We start from the raw sequence: 18,075 nt of genomic DNA, 5'->3' as shown, positions 1-18,075 counted from the left end.
TCACGATAGAGCGGCCGTCGGTTGCGCAGTGGCGACCAGCAGGCGCTTGATTTCCGGTACGCAGGAGCCGCATTGCGTGCCACAGCCCAGTTTCTGTTTCAGCCCTTGCAGGTCCAGCCCTCGTTCAATGCCAGCGCAGATCGCACGCTGACTGACGTTCAAGCAGTTGCACAGCGTTTTGCTGCCCCCGGCCGCCGCGCCAGCATTGCCCGGTGGTGCACTCAACGGCGCCAGTAGCCAACGGCGCAGTTGCTCATCGGCACGACCTTCCTGCCACAGGTTCTGCAACCAATGGCGGGCAAGGGTTTCCCCGGCCAGGCGGATGGCCGTGATGCGACCGTTTTCGATCCGCACCCGTTTACCGATGGCGCGACGGGGATCGTCATAGGCCAGTACCGGCCCGTCGATCAGTCCCAGTTGTTCGTCGATCGTTTGCAGCAGTTCTGGATCAGGCGCTACGGCGCTGGCAGCGCGAATCAGCAACGCGGGACGTTCACGACCGGTCAGGCTCATACTGACGTAGGCAAACGCCTCACACAGCGGACGCAACGTCTCCAGATGTTGTTGGATATCGCCTTCGATCAGCGCGAAAAGCTGCCAAGGCAGGTTCACCGGTTCCAGGCGCACGCCGCTGTGCTTGAGTTCCGGTTGTTTCGACAGGGGATCGAATGCCGGTTGAGTCAGGGTATTGACCCCACCCTTGAGGAACCGGTCCCCCCAGTGCATTGGCAGGAACGCCTGGCCGGGCCGCACGCTTTCGTCGCTGTCCACGGCCACGATCACCGCGCCACGACGACTCTTGAGGCTGACCAGATCGCCCGGTTGCAGGCGCTGGCGCTGCAGTTCGTCGGGGTGCAGGCTGAGTACGGCTTCGTTCACATGACCGAACAACTGCGCGGCGGTGCCGGTGCGGCTCATGCCGTGCCACTGGTCCCGCAGTCGGCCGGTGTTGAGGGTCAATGGGTAGCGCGCGTCCCGCAGCTCCCTGGCGGCGCGATACGGTTCGGCGACAAACCGCGCTCGGCCGCTGTCGGTGGGGAAAATGCCATCCACGTACAGACGCGCCGTCCCGACCGTGGCGCCCTCAGGGAAGGGCCACTGCTGGGGGCCAAGTCGATCAATCAGCCCATGGCTGATACCGGACAAGTCGAGATCTCGCCCCCGGGTCAACTGCTTGTATTCGTCGAACAACTGGGCTGGCGCGTCAAAGGCGAACAGGCTGGGCTGGCCCGGCCGCAGACGTTTCTCCAGGCGTTGTGCGAAATCCACGGTAATGGCCCAGTCTGGTCGTGCTTCGCCCGGTGCGTCGATAGCCCGGCGTACGTGGGATATGCGTCGTTCGGAGTTGGTCACCGAACCTTCTTTTTCACCCCAACTGGCTGCAGGCAGCAGCAGGTCGGCAAACCCGGCGGTTTCGGTGGTCCGGAAAGCCTCTTGCAGCACCACGAACGGGCAGGCCTGCAGGGCCTCCCGGACCGCCGTCTGGTCCGGCATCGATTGAGCCGGGTTGGTGCAGGCAATCCACAAGGCCTTGATCTTGCCGTTGCGCATCTGCTCGAACAACTCGATTGCGCTCAAGCCGGGGCTTGCGGGCAGTTGCTCGACGCCCCAGTACTCGGCGACTTCGGCGCGATGTTCCGGGTTGGCGGCTTCGCGGTGGCCTGGCAACAGGTTCGACAGGCTGCCGGTTTCCCGACCGCCCATGGCGTTGGGCTGGCCGGTCAGCGAGAAGGGCCCGGCACCCGCACGACCGATCTGCCCGGTGGCCAGGTGCAGGTTGATCAATGCACTGTTCTTGGCGCTGCCGGCGGTGGACTGGTTCAGGCCCATGCACCACAACGACAGGAAGCTGGGGGCCGTGCCGATGGCTTCGGCACACTGATGCAACTGATCGACGCTGATGCCGCACATCTGGGCAACCATCGTGGGTGTGTAATCGCGTACCAGGTTCTTCAGGTCCGCAAAGCCCTCGGTATGGGCCTTGATGAAATCGCGATCGACCCAGTCTTCCCACAACAGCAGATGCAAAATCCCATGAAACAAGGCGACATCGGTCCCTGGCAGGATGGCCAGGTGCAGGTCCGCCAGGTCGCAGGTATCGGTGCGCCGAGGGTCGATGACTATGATCTTCATCTGCGGGCGGCGGGATTTGGCTTCTTCGAGGCGGCGAAACAGGATCGGGTGGGCGTAGGCCATGTTACTGCCGACGATCATGACGCAGTCGCTCAGTTCCAGGTCTTCGTAGTTGCAGGGCGGCGCGTCGGCGCCGAGGCTGCGCTTGTAGCCCACCACGGCCGAGGACATGCACAACCGGGAGTTGCTGTCGATGTTGTTGGTGCCGACCAGGGCACGGGCAAGTTTGTTGAAGGCGTAGTAGTCCTCGGTCAGCAATTGGCCGGAGATGTAGAACGCCACGCTGTCGGGGCCATGTTCGGCGATGGTCTCGGCGAATACGCCGGCAGCGTGCTCCAGGGCGCTGTCCCAGTCGGTACAGGCACGGGGCAGGGTTTTGCCCAGGCGCAGCTCGGGGTACAGGGCCCGCGCCGCGAGGTCGCCGGTCAGGTGCAGGGTCGAGCCCTTGCTGCACAGTTTGCCGAAATTGGCCGGGTGGGCGGGATCGCCACTGACGCCGAGGATGCGCTCGTTGTCGTGCTCGATCAGTACGCCGCAACCGACCCCGCAGTAACAGCAGGTCGAGGCAGTAGTCTGGCGGTTCATCAGCTTGCGTCCCTTAGCGCCAACAGCACCCGGCCATTCTCGACCCGGGCCGAATGATGATGGGCACAGCCCACGTCCGGCGCCTGGGCCTGGCCGGTCTCCAGGTCGATCTGCCAGTTGTGCAGCGGGCAGGCCACGCGCTTGCCATAGATCAAGCCCTGGGACAACGGGCCACCCTTGTGCGGGCAGCGGTCATCGAGTGCGAACACTTCATCGTCGCTGGTACGAAAAATCGCGATGTCGCCCTTCGGGCCGTTGATGATGCGCGAACCCAGGGCATTGATGTCTTCCAGCGCGCAGATATCCAGCCAGTTCATGCTGGCACCTCCAGGTTCTTCACGGGGATGACTTCAAATTCTTTCTTCAACTGGGGTTGTTCCAGGCGCTGTTTCCATGGGTCCTGCTCCAGCGAAAGGGAAAACTTCAGGCGCTCATGAAGGGCCTTGCGCCGCGCCGGATCTTCGAGCACGGCTTTCTTGATGTGCTCCATGCCGACCCGCTGCATGTAATGCACGGTACGTTCGAGATAGAAGGCTTCTTCGCGGTACAACTGCAAGAAGGCACCGTTGTATTCGCGCACTTCCTCGGCGGTCTTGAGCTTGACGAAGAACTCGGCGACCTCTGTCTTGATCCCGCCATTGCCGCCGATGTACATCTCCCAGCCGGAATCGACACCGATAATGCCCACGTCCTTGATGCCGGCTTCCGAGCAGTTGCGAGGGCAGCCCGAGACCGCCAGCTTTACCTTGTGCGGCGACCACATGTTGAACAGGTCGTGTTCCAGTTCGATGCCCAGCTGCGTGGAGTTCTGCGTGCCAAAGCGACAGAACTCAATGCCCACACAGGTCTTCACCGTGCGGATGGATTTGCCGTAGGCATGGCCGGACGGCATGTCGAGGTCAGCCCAGACACCGGGTAGGTCCTGCTTCTTGATGCCCAGCAAGTCGATGCGCTGGCCGCCGGTGACCTTGACCATGGGCACGCTGTATTTGTCGGCCACGTCGGCAATGCGTCGCAGCTCCGACGGCGTGGTCACGCCGCCCCACATCCGCGGGACAACCGAATAGGTGCCGTCCTTCTGGATGTTGGCGTGGGCTCGTTCGTTGATCAGCCGGGATTGCGGATCGTCGTGGGCTTCACCGGGCCAGGTGGAAATCAGATAGTAGTTCAGCGCCGGACGACAGGTGGCGCAGCCGTTCGGGGTGCGCCAGTTCAAGTAGTTCATGGTGCCGGCGATGGTCAGCAGGTGCTCGTCGCGGATCGCCTGGCGGATCTGGCCGTGGTTGAGGTCGCTGCATCCGCAGATGGCTTTTTCGCTTTTCGGTTTGACGTCTGCCGCACCGCCGACGGTGTTGATGAGAATCTGCTCGACCAGCCCGGCGCAGGAGCCACAGGAGCTGGCGGCCTTGGTGTGTTTTTTTACGTCATCGACGCTGAACAGGCCATGTTCCTGGATCGCCTTGACGATGGTGCCCTTGCACACGCCGTTGCAGCCGCAGACCTCAGCGGAGTCGGCCATGCTCATGGCTTTGTCCTGGCCCTGATGGCCTACGTCTCCCAGCGCGTTCTCCCCAAACATCAGGTGATCGCGGATCTCGCTGATGGCAGCATTCTCGCGAATCTGGCGGAAGTACCAGCCGCCATCTGCCGTATCGCCGTACAGACAGGCGCCGACCAGCACGTCATCCTTGATCACCAGTTTCTTGTAGACGCCGCCGATGGGGTCGGAGAGGGTGATGGTCTCGGTGCCTTCTCCGCCCATGAAGTCCCCGGCGGAAAACAGGTCAATGCCGGTGACCTTGAGTTTGGTCGAGGTCACCGAGCCTTTATAGGTGGCGAAGCCCAGTTGAGCGAGGTGGTTGGCGCAAACCTTGGCCTGTTCGAACAGCGGGGCCACCAGACCGTAGGCGGTGCCGCGATGGTTCGCGCATTCACCGATAGCGTAGATGCGCGGATCATAGGTCTGCATGGTGTCGTTGACCAGGATCCCGCGGCTGCAGGGGATGCCGGATTTTTCCGCCAGTTCGACGTTGGGGCGGATGCCGGCCGCCATCACCACCAGATCGGCGGGGATGATGTCGCCGTTCTTGAACTGCACCGAGCCGACCCGGCCATTGCCAGCATCGTGCAGGGCCTGGGTCTGCTCGCAGAGGCGGAATTTCAGGCCGCGATCTTCCAGGGCCGTTTGCAGCAGTTGGCCGCTGGTCTTGTCCAGCTGACGCTCCAGCAGCCATTCACCCAGGTGCACCACGGTCACGTCCATGCCCCGCAACTTCAGGCCATTGGCGGCTTCCAGGCCCAGCAGGCCGCCACCGATCACCACGGCATGCTTGTGGGTCTTGGCGGTTTCGATCATCGCCTGGGTGTCGGCGATGTCACGGTAGCCGATCACGCCGTCAAGCTTGTGGCCGGGAATCGGCAGGATGAACGGTGTGGAGCCGGTAGCGATCAGCAGGCGATCGTACTCGGCCTCAGTGCCGTCTTCGGCGATGACCCGACGCTTGACCCGGTCGATCTCCACGACCTTGCGGTTGAGCAGCAGGTTGATGTGGTTGTCCTGGTACCAGCTCAGGTCGTTGAGGACGATTTCTTCAAAGGTTTGCTCGCCGGCGAGCACGGGGGAGAGCAGGATGCGGTTGTAGTTGGTGTGAGGCTCGGCGCCGAACACCGTGATGTCGTACAGCTCGTTGCTCAGCTTGAGCAGTTCTTCAAGGGTTCGAACCCCGGCCATGCCATTGCCGATCATCACCAGTTTGAGTTTTTTCATCAGGGTTCTCCGCAAGCCCAGGCCCGGTTTCGTCACGTTTCATCACGGCGATCGGACTGGCTCGGCAATTTTCACGAAAACAAAAAAAGGCGTCCCGCTAGTGTGCTAGCGAGGACGCCTTTGTCCTGGTCCCGTTCTCTCGGGAAGCACCGCCTTCATCGTTGGAGGCGTTGCTTTATGTCTGTTGGGATGGGATATGCAGTGGTTGTGCCAAGTGGCTCCAAGGCACGGATTTATTGCGGGAAGCGTGGGGCGGGGGTGTTGGAAGGGGATTTATTGCACCGAATCAAAGCGTGTCGCCCGGTAATGGAGCGTGGCAGACGATAGCTTTGTAGTGGCAGGCAGGCCGCCATCGCGAGCAAGCTTTGCTCCCACAGCAGATCCCCAGTGGCAGCAGATCCTCTGTGGGAGCAAAGCTTGCTCGCGATGGGCGCGACCGGATCTCAGCTATGAAATACCAGGAACAGCAACACAATATTCACCACCAACGACACCAATGCCAATGTCCGCCAGACCTTCAACGGCTCGCGCTCCAGCAGCGGCCTGGGCCTGACGCTCAAGCTGCGACGCTCGCCTTGCTCCAGCAATAACAGCCATTCCTCGGCGGTCTCAAAGCGCTCGTCCGGATCCGCTGCAGCAGCGCGTTCCAGGCTTTGTCCGAGCCATTCGGGCAGGTCCGGCCGATAGCGGCTGGCACTGACCGGCACGCCAAAGCGTGGTCGCTGGAATGCCTCGACTTCGCCGTAGGGATAGTGACCGGTCAGCAGGAAATACAGGGTCACACCGACGGCATACAAGTCCTGTTGTGCCGTCGGTGCGACACCGCCGAAGGCTTCCGGGGCGATATAACTGGGTGTACCCGGCAACACGTTGGCCTGGTCTTCGGACAGGCCGGGGCAGTACGCCAGCCCGAAATCCAACAGCCGCAGTTCGCCGTCGTCCCCCAGATGCAGGTTTTCCGGCTTGATGTCACGGTGGTAGATCTGCCGTCGATGCAGCAGGCCCACCGCCCGCACCAGCCGTTGCGCCAGGTCCAGCCACTGAGCCAAGGGCAAGGCGCCGGCCTGGTGGAACCGTTCGGCCAGGGTCATGCCCGGATATTCGCGCATCACGTAATACAGATGCTGGCGCTGGGGAACGCCATGAACTTCCGGAAACTGCCTTCCGGCGACCCGCTTGAGAAACCATTCTTCCGACAGCAATGCCTGCCCGGCCCGGCTGTCGTCCCGTAGCTGTCCTGGCAAGGTTTTCAGCAGCCACGGCTGGCCCTGGCCGTCGTGTACCCGGTAGAGCAGCGATTGCTGGCTCTGGCCGAGCAGCCTTTCGACCTGCCAACCCTCGAACGCCTGGCCCGGTTTCAGCGCCGGGGGGAGGGGCCATTGCTGCAGTTGGATCAGCGCATCGCCGATGCTCGCTTCGCCCAGCGTATCGACCCGTACCAGCAAGGCACTGGCGTTGTCCTGGCTGCCGGCCAGGTGCGCGGCGTTGACCAGCGTCTGGGCGGCAAGATTCAAGTCCGGCTGGTCCCGAAGGATGCCGGCAATGGCCGTATCCCCCAGAACCGCCCAGACGCCATCGCTGAGCAACACGAAAGTCTCTTCAGTGCGCAGTTCGCCGTCGAGGAAATCCAGAATCAAATGTTGATCCAGCCCCAGGGCGCGCTTGAGCACATGTTGCATGCCCTGCTGCTCCCAGACGTGATCCTCGCTGACCCGTTGCAGATGATCTGCATGCCAGCGGTAGACCCGGCAATCGCCCACGTGGGCGAGGGTGAAGCGCCGGCCTCGCAGCACCAGGGCACTGACGGTGGTGAGCAACGGCTGCCCGCCCCCGTTGGCCTGTAACCAGCGATTCTGTGCCAGCAACAGCCGGTCCAGCGCTTGGGCCACGCCCCAGGTTTGCGGTGTGGAGTAATAATCCAGGGCCAGTGCCTGCAAGGTCGAACGGGCGGCCAGACCACCGTCGGCGCATTGGCTCACGCCGTCGGCGATGGCGAACAGGTAGCCTTTACTGGCGGCCAGGGCCGGGGCCGGGGTGACCAGGCGCAGGGCGTCCTGGTTTTCCTCTCGCGGGCCGATGGCCGTGGCTTCAGCGAAGCTCAGTTGCAGACTCATGGTTGCTGTTTATACCCGAGCGGCAGTGACAGCTGCCGAGCCCCAGGTGGTTCTCCAGCGACGCTTGACGCCGTACAGGCCGAACCAGGCCAGCACGCCCAGGCTGGCGAACAACCACAACGCCAATTGGTAGCTGCCAGTGCTTTGCTTGATTGCGCCCATGCTCGCCGCCAGGGCAAAGCCACCGATGCCGCCGGCCATACCGATCAGCCCTGTCATCACGCCGATTTCGCGACGGAAACGTTGTGGCACCAGTTGGAACACGGCGCCGTTGCCGGCACCGAGACCGAGCATGGTGCAGACGAACAGCGCCAGCGCCGCGTAGGAGTTCGGCAAGTTGAAACCCACCGCTGCGATGCAGATGGCCGCCACGGTGTACATGCCCAGCAAGGTGCGGATGCCGCCGAAACGGTCCGCCAGGGCGCCGCCCAACGGCCGCATCAGGCTGCCGCCGAAGACACAGGCTGCGGTGTAGTAGCCGGCGGTTACCGGGCTCAGGCCATATTGGTCGTTGAAATAGCCGGGCAGCGCGCTGGCCAGGCCGATGAAGCCGCCAAAGGTCACGCTGTAGAAGAACATGAACCACCAGCTGTCACGGTCACCCAGAGCCTTGAGGTAGTCGGCCATGGATTTGGCTTTCGGTCTCTCGGGAGCGTTTTTAGCCAGCAAGGCGAAGGCGATCAGGGTCAGAACCAGCGGGACCAGCGCGAAGCCGAACACGTTGCTCCAGCCGAAGGCGGCTGCCATCAGTGGTGCGAAGATCGCGGCCAGCACGGTGCCCGAGTTACCGGCACCGGCAATGCCCATGGCCTTGCCCTGGTGTTGCGGCGGGTACCACTGAGAGGCCAACGGCAGGGCGACGGCGAACGACGCACCGGCCATGCCCAGGAACAGGCCCAGCAGCAGTGCCTGCTCGTAGCTGTGGATGCCCAGTTTCCAGGCGCAGAACAGCGCGCAGATCACGATCACCTGACCCACCATGCCGGCGGTTTTCGGTGAAGTCCGGTCGGCCAGCAGGCCCATGAACAGGCGCAATACGGCGCCGGCCAGGATCGGTGTCGCCACCATCAGGCCTCGCTGCTGGGTAGTCAGATGCAAGTCCGTGGCAATTTGCACCGCCAGGGGCCCGAGGAGGTACCAGACCATGAAACTCAGGTCGAAATAGAGGAAGGCCGCGAACAGGGTCGGGGTGTGGCCGGATTTCCAGAAGCTTGAATTCATCGCGCACCTCAGCTGTAAAAGTCTCGAGAAATGAGTCAGTGCTCAGAGCAGTGCGCCGTCTGTGGTCGCACCACCGGCCCCGAAGAGCCAAAACAAAAAAACGCCGCAACCCGGATTGCCAGCGAGGCAAGAAGGGTGTGCGACGTCTTTGTCGTAGGTGGGGCAACCGCCGTTGGTTACCTGTGGGGATGCTTAAGCGAGATCTGTGCCAACAGCAGGTATCGAGGGGAGGTCATCGCGAGCAGGCTCGCTCCCACAGGTGGATTGGGCGGTACTCGGAATCCTTGTGGGAGCGAGCCTGCTCGCGATAGCGCCGGGCCAGGCGCCGCGGGGCCTCAGCCCAGCAACTCATTCATCGCAATGATCTGCTCCGCCACCTGGATCAGCTTCTGCTGGCGACTCATGGCCTGGCGGCGCATCAGGGTATAGGCCTGTTCTTCGTTGCAGTCCTTCATCTTCATCAGCATGCCCTTGGCCAGTTCGATGCGTTTGCGTTCGGCCAGTTGCTGGTCCCGGGCCAGGAGCTGGGCGCGCAGGGCCTGGTCGCTTTCAAAGCGGGCCATGGCCACGTCCAGGATCGGTTGCAGGCGTGCGGCGTGGATGCCTTCGACGATGTAGGCACTCACCCCCGACTTGATCGCCTGGCGCATCACATCCGGGTCGTGCTCATCGGTAAACATGACGATCGGTCGTGGCTGGTCGCGGCTGACCAGCACCACTTGTTCCATGACATCCCGTCCGGGTGACTCGGTATCGATCAGGATCACATCCGGACGCACTGTTTCGACGCGTTCCGGCAGGTCGATGGTCAGTCCGGATTCGTCAATGACGTCGAACCCGGCTTCCACCAGGGCTGCCTTGAGGCGGCCGACTTTTTTCGCGGTGTCGTTGATCAGCAGGATACGCAGCATGGTCGGGCTCCTGTCAGCGGCTGGCGAAAAGGGGAGCCGCATCGCTCAAGGCGTGCAGTTTGAAGCTGCGGGCATACCCGGCCGGATTCGAGCCGTCCCAGATAGTGCCGTCGATCAACTGGCTGCTGCGCATGTCCGGGTGAGTGGACGAAATGCCCAGTGCTGTGCACGCCTGGCGATACAGTTCGAGCTGCTGGACCTCCTGTGCCACGGCCAGGTAGTCCGGGTCTTCCCGCAACAGGCCCCAGCGTCGGAACTGGGTCATGAACCACATGCCGTCGGACAGATAGGGCACGTTCACCTCGCCGTTACCATGGAAGCGCATGGCATGGGGATCCTGCCAGCTATTGCCAAGGCCATCGGCGTAGATCCCCAGCAGACGGGGTTCGATGCAGTCCAGCGGGGCATCGAGGTATTCGGGGGCGCTCAACAATTGTGCGGTACTGCGGCGGTTCTCGGTGCTCTGCTCGATGAAACGGCTGGCCTCGAGGATCGCCATCACCAGCGCTCGCGCCGTATTGGGGTATTGCTCGACGAACCCGCGGGTACAGCCCAGGACTTTTTCGGGGTGATCGGGCCAGATGGTCTGGGTCGTCGCCAGGGTGAAGCCGAGGTTCTGTTTCACTGCGCTGGCGCACCAGGGCTCGCCGACGCAGAGTCCGTCGATACGCCCGGCCTGCAAGTGCGCAATCATCTGCGGCGGCGGGACCACTACGCTGTCGACATCCGACAAGGGATGAATGCCCTGGGCGGCGAGCCAGTAGTAAAGCCACATCGCGTGGGTGCCAGTGGGGAATGTCTGGGCGAAGGTCAGTTTCGGGCGAGTTTGGTGCACGTGGCGTTCCAGTGCCTCAGGACTGGTCACGCCCATCGCCTGCAAGCCGTGGGAGAGGTTGATGCTCTGGCCGTTCTGGTTCAGCCCCATCAGTACGGCCATGTCGGTCGGCGCGACACCGCCGATGCCCAGGTGCACGGCATAGATCAGACCGTACAGGCTGTGGGCCGCGTCGATTTCACCGCTGACCAGCTTGTCCCGCAGGTTGGCCCAGGACGTCTGGCGCTTGAGATTCAAGGTCAGGCCGTAGGGTTGGGCGAAGCCCTGGGTGGCGGCCACCACCACCGGGGCGCAATCACTCAAGGCCATGAAGCCGAGATCGATTGCGCTTTTTTCCGGAGCGTCGCTGCCGTTGACCCAGGCCAGGGGGTTGGCTGGAATTTCATTCATCTGGGCATCACCTTCCACATAAAAACGCGCCGTACCCGGATGACTGCCGGAGCAAGGCCGGATGACGACGCCGTTGTCCTTTAAACCGTGTGGCACTCATTCCATCGCTGGCATGAGCGTCGATGAGCAAAGGGGTGCAAGGCATATGCCATCGGCGCTGTTTTGCGCAGGCACCTCGCTTGAACCGCGGTTGCGCGGCTATAATCGCCGCCTCATTTCGTCGCCCGAGTCAAAGCCGCCCATGTACACCCTGGCCCGTGAACTGCTGTTCAAACTCTCCCCGGAAACCTCCCACGATCTGTCCCTGGACCTGATCGGCGCGGGCGGACGTTTGGGCCTCAATGGTCTGTTGTGCAAGGCACCTGCAACGTTGCCGGTGAATGTGATGGGCCTGCAATTCCCCAATCCGGTCGGGCTGGCAGCGGGCCTGGACAAGAACGGCGCGGCCATCGATGGCTTCGCACAATTGGGTTTCGGCTTCGTGGAGATCGGCACCGTCACGCCACGGCCACAACCAGGCAACCCCAAGCCACGGCTGTTTCGCCTGCCGCAGGCCGAGGCGATCATCAACCGCATGGGTTTCAACAACCTCGGCGTCGACCATCTGCTGACCCGCGTGGCTGCCGCCAAGTACAAGGGCGTGTTGGGCATCAACATCGGCAAGAACTTCGACACGCCGGTGGAGCGTGCCGTCGACGACTACCTGATCTGCCTGGACAAGGTCTACGCTCACGCCAGCTATGTCACTGTCAACGTCAGCTCCCCGAACACCCCGGGGCTGCGTAGCCTGCAGTTCGGTGACTCCCTCAAGCAACTGCTGGCCGATCTGGCCCGGCGCCGGGCTGAGCTGGCGGTGATCCATGGCCGGCATGTTCCGTTGGCTATCAAGATCGCGCCGGACATGACCGACGAAGAAACCGCCCAGGTGGCCCAGGCCCTGGTCGAGACCGGCATGGACGCGGTGATCGCCACCAACACCACACTGGGCCGCGAAGGGGTCGAAGGGCTGGAGCACGGTGACGAAGCGGGCGGGTTGTCCGGTGCGCCGGTGCGTGACAAGAGCACTCACACCGTAAAGGTGCTGGCCGGGGAGTTGGCGGGACGCTTGCCGATCATCGCAGCCGGTGGGATCACCGAAGGACGGCATGCCGCCGAGAAGATCACCGCAGGGGCGAGCCTGGTGCAGATTTACTCGGGCTTCATCTACAAGGGGCCGGCGCTGATTCGCGAGTCGGTGGATGCGATTGCGGCGTTGGGCTGATTTCGCAACTGGCAGATACTTCTGTGGCGAGGGGATAAATCCCCTCGCCACAACAGTGTTCGCAACTGGTTTCCGATGGGCATTAAAAAGGGCTCCTCGAAGGAGCCCCTGGGCCGGAGCCCGCCGTCCGGATGGGACGCGCGTGGTTAAATCGTTGTGTGGATCGAAATTGTCGAGTTCCTGAGTATTGAGCCCTGTGTCAGCCGACGGCGTGAAGTTCGTTGAGTCTGTGGATACCCGCAGTGCCGGTCATACCGTCCCAGTTGTCGCCGCGTCCTTCTCGCCAGCCATTGATCCAGGCTTGACGTACCGACGGTAGAGTAAAGGGGCAAAGCTCACGGGATTTACCACCAACACCATATTGGTAACCGCGTAAAAATGCTCTTTCCAACGGATCACGCTTAAGTCTTCTCATAGGGTATTGCCCTCACTTGTTGACTGTTACTTCGCGTCGGCCTCTGTTGAGGCCGGGGCAGAATCATTCTGCCGTTGGTGGCTCGTTGCCGGCGTGACGAGCCAAGGTGTTGGCGCCGTTGTGGCGTCAACCTGTGTTGAGTTCTAACCAAAGCGTCACATGGATGGAATGATCGTTTTGTCATAAGCACGTAACATTAAAGATGTTAGGGCGATAAGTAACAGAGTGTTCGGCGTCCGCTTTTGAGCAAGACCCCTGTATGATCGGCCCTGCGCTGAAAGGCGTGGTCTTTTTTTGGATGAGAATGTCCCCCTGTTGCACTCGGGTACTATTCGACGAAAGGGGCGAGTTTTTCACTATTTGTTACACCGAATTTTTTATCTGCCCCTGCATCTAAGCTCTTTTAACCTGAGCGGCGAGGGTGGAACGGCACACCTTCGTGCCACCGGGTGCTCTTGAGAAAAGCACCTGATTGAACCTGACCCGGCAATGCGTTGCCCCGGTCCACTTAGCCAAAGGCTCTGGAACTCCCCATGTCCGATCGTTTCGAACTCTTCCTCACCTGCCCCAAGGGCCTCGAAGGCCTGCTTCTCGAGGAAGCCATCGGGCTTGGCCTTGAAGAGGCGCGCGAGCACACCTCTGCCGTTCGCGGCATGGCCGACATGGAGACGGCCTATCGCCTGTGCCTGTGGTCGCGCCTGGCCAACCGCGTGCTGCTGGTTCTCAAGCGTTTTCCGATGAAAAACGCCGAGGACCTGTACCACGGCGTGCTGGACGTCGACTGGCAGGACCACATGCTGGCCGATGGTACCCTGGCGGTAGAGTTCAGCGGCCATGGCTCGGGCATCGACAATACCCACTTCGGTGCCTTGAAGGTCAAGGATGCCATCGTCGACAAGCTGCGTACGCCCTCCGGCGAACGGCCATCCATCGACAAGCTCAACCCGGACCTGCGTATTCACCTGCGCCTGGATCGCGGTGAAGCGATCCTCTCCCTGGACCTGTCCGGTCACAGCCTGCACCAGCGTGGTTATCGCCTGCAGCAAGGTGCCGCGCCGCTGAAGGAGAACCTCGCCGCCGCCATCCTGATCCGTGCCGGCTGGCCGCGCATTGCCGCTGAAGGCGGCGCCCTGGCCGACCCGATGTGCGGCGTCGGCACCTTTCTGGTGGAAGCGGGCATGATTGCCACCGACATGGCGCCGAACCTGCGTCGTCAGCAGTGGGGCTTCACCGCGTGGCTGGGCCATGTGCCGGCGCTGTGGAAGAAGCTCCACGAAGAAGCCACCGCCCGCGCCGCCGCCGGGTTGGCCAAGCCACCTCTGTGGATTCGCGGCTATGAAGCCGACCCACGGCTGATCCAGCCAGGTCGCAACAACGTCGAGCGTGCCGGCCTGAGCGAGTGGATCAAGATCTATCAAGGCGAAGTCGCCACATTCGAGCCACGTCCCGACCAGAACCAGAAAGGCCTGGTGATCTGCAACCCACCGTATGGCGAACGCCTGGGTGATGAGGCCAGCCTGCTTTACCTCTACCAGAACCTCGGCGAACGCCTGCGCCAGGCGTGCCTGAACTGGGAGGCGGCGGTGTTCACCGGCGCGCCGGACCTGGGCAAGCGCATGGGCATTCGCAGCCACAAGCAATATTCTTTCTGGAACGGTGCCTTGCCGTGCAAACTGCTGCTGATCAAGGTGCTGCCGGACCAGTTCGTCACCGGCGAGCGTCGTACGCCGGAACAGCGTCAGGCCGAGCGCGAGCAGGCCCGCCTTGACCAGGAAGAGCAGGATCAGGCGCCCCAGGTACCGCAAGAGCGCCAGTACAACAAGAATGGCAACCCGATCAAGCCGACCCCCGCCCCCGCGCCTGTAGTCGAGCAGGCGCGTTTGAGCGAAGGCGGGCAGATGTTCGCCAATCGCCTGCAAAAGAATCTCAAGCAACTGGGAAAATGGGTCAAGCGCGAAGGCGTGGACTGCTATCGGGTCTATGACGCCGACATGCCGGAATACTCCATGGCGATCGACCTCTATCACGATTGGGTACACGTGCAGGAATATGCCGCGCCAAAATCCATCGACCCGGAAAAGGCCTCGGCCCGGCTGTTCGATGCCCTGGCGGCCATTCCCCAGGCGCTGAATGTCGACAAGAGCCACGTGGTGATCAAGCGTCGTGAGCGCCAGAGCGGCACCAAGCAATACGAGCGCCAGAGTGCCCAAGGCAAGTTCACCGAGGTCAATGAAGGTGGCGTGAAGCTGCTGGTCAACCTCACCGACTACCTGGACACTGGGCTGTTCCTCGATCACCGGCCGATGCGCCTGCGGATCCAGAAAGAGGCGACCGGCAAGCGCTTCCTCAACCTGTTCTGCTACACCGCGACCGCCAGCGTCCATGCCGCCAAAGGGGGAGCCCGGAGCACCACCAGCGTCGACCTGTCGAAAACCTACCTGGACTGGGCGCGACGTAACCTGTCGCTCAATGGTTTTTCGGACAAGAACCGTCTGGAGCAGGGCGACGTGATGGCCTGGCTTGAAGCCAGCCGTGACGAATACGACCTGATTTTCATCGACCCGCCGACTTTCTCCAACTCCAAGCGCATGGAGGGCGTGTTCGATGTGCAGCGCGATCACGTCCAGTTACTGGACTTGGCCATGGCTCGCCTGGCGCCGGGGGGCGTGTTGTATTTCTCCAACAATTTCCGCAAGTTCCAGCTTGAGGAGAACCTCGGCGAGCGCTACGCGGTGGAAGAAATAACCGCCGCAACCATCGATCCCGACTTTGCCCGCAACAGCAAAATCCACCGCGCCTGGAAAATCATGGCTCGTTGAGAATTCCGGATTGGATCCACGAAGCCTTGTAAATCAAGGCTTCCAGCCGATTTTAGGACTGGTCAAAGTGATGGCTAATAGCTATAACTGAGGCTGTGGCCAGGCCTGTACCGACGCCTGCCCCTTTTCGAGTTGTGTCCTATGGCATTGCATCCGGTGCGTCCCAGGATCCTGGGCTTTATCAGCGAAGATGTATCGGCCTGGCTGGTGGCTTCACTGGTCTTCCTGGCCGGCGCGCTCCTGACTGGTTTGCTGAGCTGGGCGATGATGAGCCTGTTCAATCAGCAACTTCGCCAGCGCTTCGAGTTGCAAGCCGAGGAGCGCTTCAGTCGTATCGAGGAAAGGTTCCAGGAGCAGGAGCAGCGTCTCGACAGTCTGAGGCGTTTCTTTGCCAATTCGGCGGCGGTTTCCGAAAAGGAATTCCACGGCTACGCCGAACCGTTGTTGCGGCGTACCCAGGCCTTTGCCTGGGTGCCACGAGTGCTCCGTGACGAGCGTCAGGCCTTCGAACAGCGGGAACGGAACAGGCGAATCAACCCGTTCATCATTCGTGAAACCGACGGTTCCGGCGGTTTGCGGCGGGCCGCGGAACGGGACGAGTACGCGCCGATCCTCTATGTGCAGTGCCAGGCTTCCCAAGAGTCAACGCTGGGTTTCGATCTGCTTTCCCATCCATTGCGTCGCGCCGTGCTCGAGCGGGCTCGTCGCCAGAACAGCCTGGCGGTATCGCAGCCGCTGGACCTGGTGGGGAGCGCCCCGGCCTTTGTCCGTGGCGTGTTATTGGTGGCGCCGGTCACCCGGGCCCTGTCAACGGAGCCTTTCGGTTACGTGGTAGCGGCCATCAGCATGCGCCAACTGGTGGGCGATGGTCTGCCTTCGGTCAGTCATGACAATCTTTCGATGCGTGTCCTGGACCTGTCCGAGGCCGACCAGGAGGAGGTGCTGTTCGATTCTCCCGAGCCGCCGGGGGACAGTGACCTGGCAGCGATCCGCGTGTTGCGCCTGGCGGATCGTGACTACCGGGTAGAGTTACGGCCCAGCCGCATGTTCCTGTCGACCAACCATTCCACGATGGCGAGCCTGGTGGTATTGGGCGGTTTGCTCAGTTTCCTGCTCAGTGCCTTGCTCTACGTCCTGGTCAGCCAGCGCCAACGGGCCCTGACACTGGTGGAGCAACGTACCCAGGAGCTGCGCGCCCGGGAGCAGGAACTACGGGGCACCCACGGCCAGTTGCGCGGTGTGCTGGACGCCGCGACCCAGGTTGCGATCATCGCCACGGATCTGCGTGGCGTCATCACCACGTTCAATGCCGGCGCCGAACAGATGCTGGGCTACCAGAGCTGCGAAGTCCTGCAGAGCATGACCCTCGAGAGCCTCCACGTGCCCCGGGAACTCCAGGCCCGGGCCGCAGAGCTTGGCGCCCGGTTCGGCAAGCCAATTCCTACCTGTCACGCGATGCTGCTGGAGGGGGGCGAGGCGGGTGGCCAGCAGGCCCGGGAGTGGACCCTGGTACGGCATGACGGCAGTCACTTGACCGTGAATATGCTGGCCACGCCGGTGCTCGACGATCAGGGGCTCTGGGTCGGACACCTGGCGATCTGCATCGACATCACCGAACGCAAGCGCGTCCACGAGGCCCTGGCGGCCCGGGACTTGCTGTTGAAAAAGCTCAGTGCCCACGTGCCAGGCGGCATCTACCAGTTCAAAATGGATTTCAACGGCCGCTTCAGTGTGATCTATGCCAGCGATGGCATTCGTGACATCTACGAACTGGAGCCCAGTGTCTTGGTCCAGAACGCGGAGACCGTCTTCTCCCGTATCCATCCGCTGGACAACGCGCGGGTCCGTGCGTCGATCCGGGCCTCGGCCGACACCCTGAGCCCATGGCGCGAAGAGTATCGGGTGCAACTGCCACGGCGCGGCCTGCGCTGGGTGCGTGGCGAGGCGACGCCCGAGCAACTGCCGGGCGGTGGCGTGTTGTGGCACGGCTATGTCTCCGATATTTCCGATCTCAAGCGAGTGGAAGAGGAATTGCGGGCGCTCTCCGTGACCGATGCCTTGACCGGTATCCGCAATCGGCGTTATTTCCAGGAGCGCTTGAGTTCGGAAATGATACGGGTCGAGCGCGGCTCCGGGGAGCTGTCGGTCATCATGCTCGACATCGATCACTTCAAGCGTATCAATGACCAGCACGGCCATGCGGTGGGTGACCGGGTGTTGCAGGCGGTTTGCCAGCGTGTCACCCAGCGCCTGCGGCGTACCGATGTCTTTTGTCGGTTGGGCGGGGAAGAGTTCGTGGTGCTGTGTCCCGACACCGACGGCGAAAGCGCCCATGCCTTGGCCATTGGGCTGTGGGAGGGACTGCGCGGGGCGGAGATCGAAGATGTGGGCGTTGTCACCGCCAGCTTCGGTATTGCCAGCTGGCGTGTCGGGGAGGGCGCGGATGCCCTGCTGTTGCGGGCTGACTCGGGTGTTTACGTGGCCAAGCAGGCCGGGCGGGATCGGGTCGAGATGCAGGTGGGGTAAACGACCGGTGAACAAGTGGGAGCGAGCTTGTCGCGATAGCGGGCGTGTCGGTTGACGGCTGTTTGGACTGATCCACCGTCATCGCGAGCAGGCTCGCT

At 62.3% G+C, this 18,075-nt stretch carries 11 protein-coding genes; 3 read left to right on the top strand and 8 right to left on the bottom strand.

What is annotated here, in order from left to right:
* The 7 genes from AD665_RS20895 to AD665_RS20865 form a co-directional block, all read right to left on the bottom strand.
* Positions 1-2,718, bottom strand: a complete 2,718-nt coding sequence (locus AD665_RS20895; protein WP_053193526.1) for a nitrate reductase — start codon at positions 2,716-2,718, stop codon at positions 1-3.
* On the bottom strand, positions 2,718-3,035 hold the full coding sequence (nirD, locus tag AD665_RS20890) for a nitrite reductase small subunit NirD (RefSeq protein WP_024776753.1): 318 nt from the start codon (positions 3,033-3,035) through the stop codon (positions 2,718-2,720). Before nirD ends, AD665_RS20895 begins: the two co-directional genes overlap by 1 nt.
* Complete coding sequence (gene nirB, locus AD665_RS20885) at positions 3,032-5,485, bottom strand: nitrite reductase large subunit NirB (RefSeq protein WP_053193523.1); 2,454 nt, start codon at positions 5,483-5,485, stop codon at positions 3,032-3,034. Before nirB ends, nirD begins: the two co-directional genes overlap by 4 nt.
* A gap of 443 nt (positions 5,486-5,928) precedes the next feature.
* Entirely contained in the window at positions 5,929-7,599 is a 1,671-nt protein-coding gene (locus AD665_RS20880; RefSeq protein WP_053193521.1) for a bifunctional protein-serine/threonine kinase/phosphatase, read from the bottom strand.
* Between the two features lie 9 nt (positions 7,600-7,608).
* Positions 7,609-8,820, bottom strand: coding sequence for a nitrate/nitrite transporter (locus AD665_RS20875; RefSeq protein WP_024776756.1), 1,212 nt, complete (start codon positions 8,818-8,820; stop codon positions 7,609-7,611).
* Positions 8,821-9,155: 335 nt separating this feature from the next.
* Positions 9,156-9,731 carry an ANTAR domain-containing response regulator gene (locus tag AD665_RS20870; RefSeq protein ID WP_024776757.1) on the bottom strand — a complete coding sequence of 192 codons (576 nt, stop codon included), beginning with the start codon at positions 9,729-9,731 and terminating at the stop codon, positions 9,156-9,158.
* Between the two features lie 13 nt (positions 9,732-9,744).
* Positions 9,745-10,956, bottom strand: a complete 1,212-nt coding sequence (locus AD665_RS20865; RefSeq protein WP_024776758.1) for a CmpA/NrtA family ABC transporter substrate-binding protein — start codon at positions 10,954-10,956, stop codon at positions 9,745-9,747.
* A 241-nt stretch (positions 10,957-11,197) separates the two neighbouring features.
* On the opposite strand from AD665_RS20865, the gene AD665_RS20860 reads away from it, so the two are divergent.
* Complete coding sequence (locus tag AD665_RS20860) at positions 11,198-12,217, top strand: quinone-dependent dihydroorotate dehydrogenase (RefSeq protein WP_024776759.1); 1,020 nt, start codon at positions 11,198-11,200, stop codon at positions 12,215-12,217.
* Positions 12,218-12,416: 199 nt separating this feature from the next.
* On the opposite strand, the gene rmf is transcribed toward AD665_RS20860, so the two are convergent.
* Positions 12,417-12,632, bottom strand: a complete 216-nt coding sequence (rmf, locus tag AD665_RS27090) for a ribosome modulation factor (RefSeq protein ID WP_003223300.1) — start codon at positions 12,630-12,632, stop codon at positions 12,417-12,419.
* A 533-nt stretch (positions 12,633-13,165) separates the two neighbouring features.
* Here rmf and rlmKL point away from each other — a divergent pair.
* Positions 13,166-15,451, top strand: a complete 2,286-nt coding sequence (gene rlmKL, locus AD665_RS20855; RefSeq protein ID WP_024776760.1) for a bifunctional 23S rRNA (guanine(2069)-N(7))-methyltransferase RlmK/23S rRNA (guanine(2445)-N(2))-methyltransferase RlmL — start codon at positions 13,166-13,168, stop codon at positions 15,449-15,451.
* Positions 15,452-15,592: 141 nt separating this feature from the next.
* Positions 15,593-17,977 (top strand): sensor domain-containing diguanylate cyclase, encoded by a 2,385-nt coding sequence (locus tag AD665_RS20850; protein WP_053193518.1) that lies wholly within the window; start codon positions 15,593-15,595, stop codon positions 17,975-17,977.
* Positions 17,978-18,075: the final 98 nt, after the last annotated feature.

Source organism: Pseudomonas corrugata (assembly GCF_001269905.1).
Classification (GTDB): Bacteria; Pseudomonadota; Gammaproteobacteria; order Pseudomonadales; family Pseudomonadaceae; genus Aquipseudomonas; species Aquipseudomonas corrugata.
The sequence above is the reverse complement of the archived record's forward strand: the minus strand, read 5'-3'. Positions and strand labels throughout refer to the sequence as shown.

Coding starts and splice junctions, on each gene's coding strand:
- AD665_RS20850 (WP_053193518.1), top strand. CDS start 15,593: ATGGCATTGCATCCGGTGCGTCCCAGGATCCTGGGCTTTATCAGCGAA.
- AD665_RS20875 (WP_024776756.1), bottom strand. CDS start 8,820: ATGAATTCAAGCTTCTGGAAATCCGGCCACACCCCGACCCTGTTCGCG.
- AD665_RS20870 (WP_024776757.1), bottom strand. CDS start 9,731: ATGCTGCGTATCCTGCTGATCAACGACACCGCGAAAAAAGTCGGCCGC.
- rlmKL (WP_024776760.1), top strand. CDS start 13,166: ATGTCCGATCGTTTCGAACTCTTCCTCACCTGCCCCAAGGGCCTCGAA.
- nirD (WP_024776753.1), bottom strand. CDS start 3,035: ATGAACTGGCTGGATATCTGCGCGCTGGAAGACATCAATGCCCTGGGT.
- AD665_RS20860 (WP_024776759.1), top strand. CDS start 11,198: ATGTACACCCTGGCCCGTGAACTGCTGTTCAAACTCTCCCCGGAAACC.
- AD665_RS20895 (WP_053193526.1), bottom strand. CDS start 2,718: ATGAACCGCCAGACTACTGCCTCGACCTGCTGTTACTGCGGGGTCGGT.
- rmf (WP_003223300.1), bottom strand. CDS start 12,632: ATGAGAAGACTTAAGCGTGATCCGTTGGAAAGAGCATTTTTACGCGGT.
- AD665_RS20880 (WP_053193521.1), bottom strand. CDS start 7,599: ATGAGTCTGCAACTGAGCTTCGCTGAAGCCACGGCCATCGGCCCGCGA.
- nirB (WP_053193523.1), bottom strand. CDS start 5,485: ATGAAAAAACTCAAACTGGTGATGATCGGCAATGGCATGGCCGGGGTT.
- AD665_RS20865 (WP_024776758.1), bottom strand. CDS start 10,956: ATGAATGAAATTCCAGCCAACCCCCTGGCCTGGGTCAACGGCAGCGAC.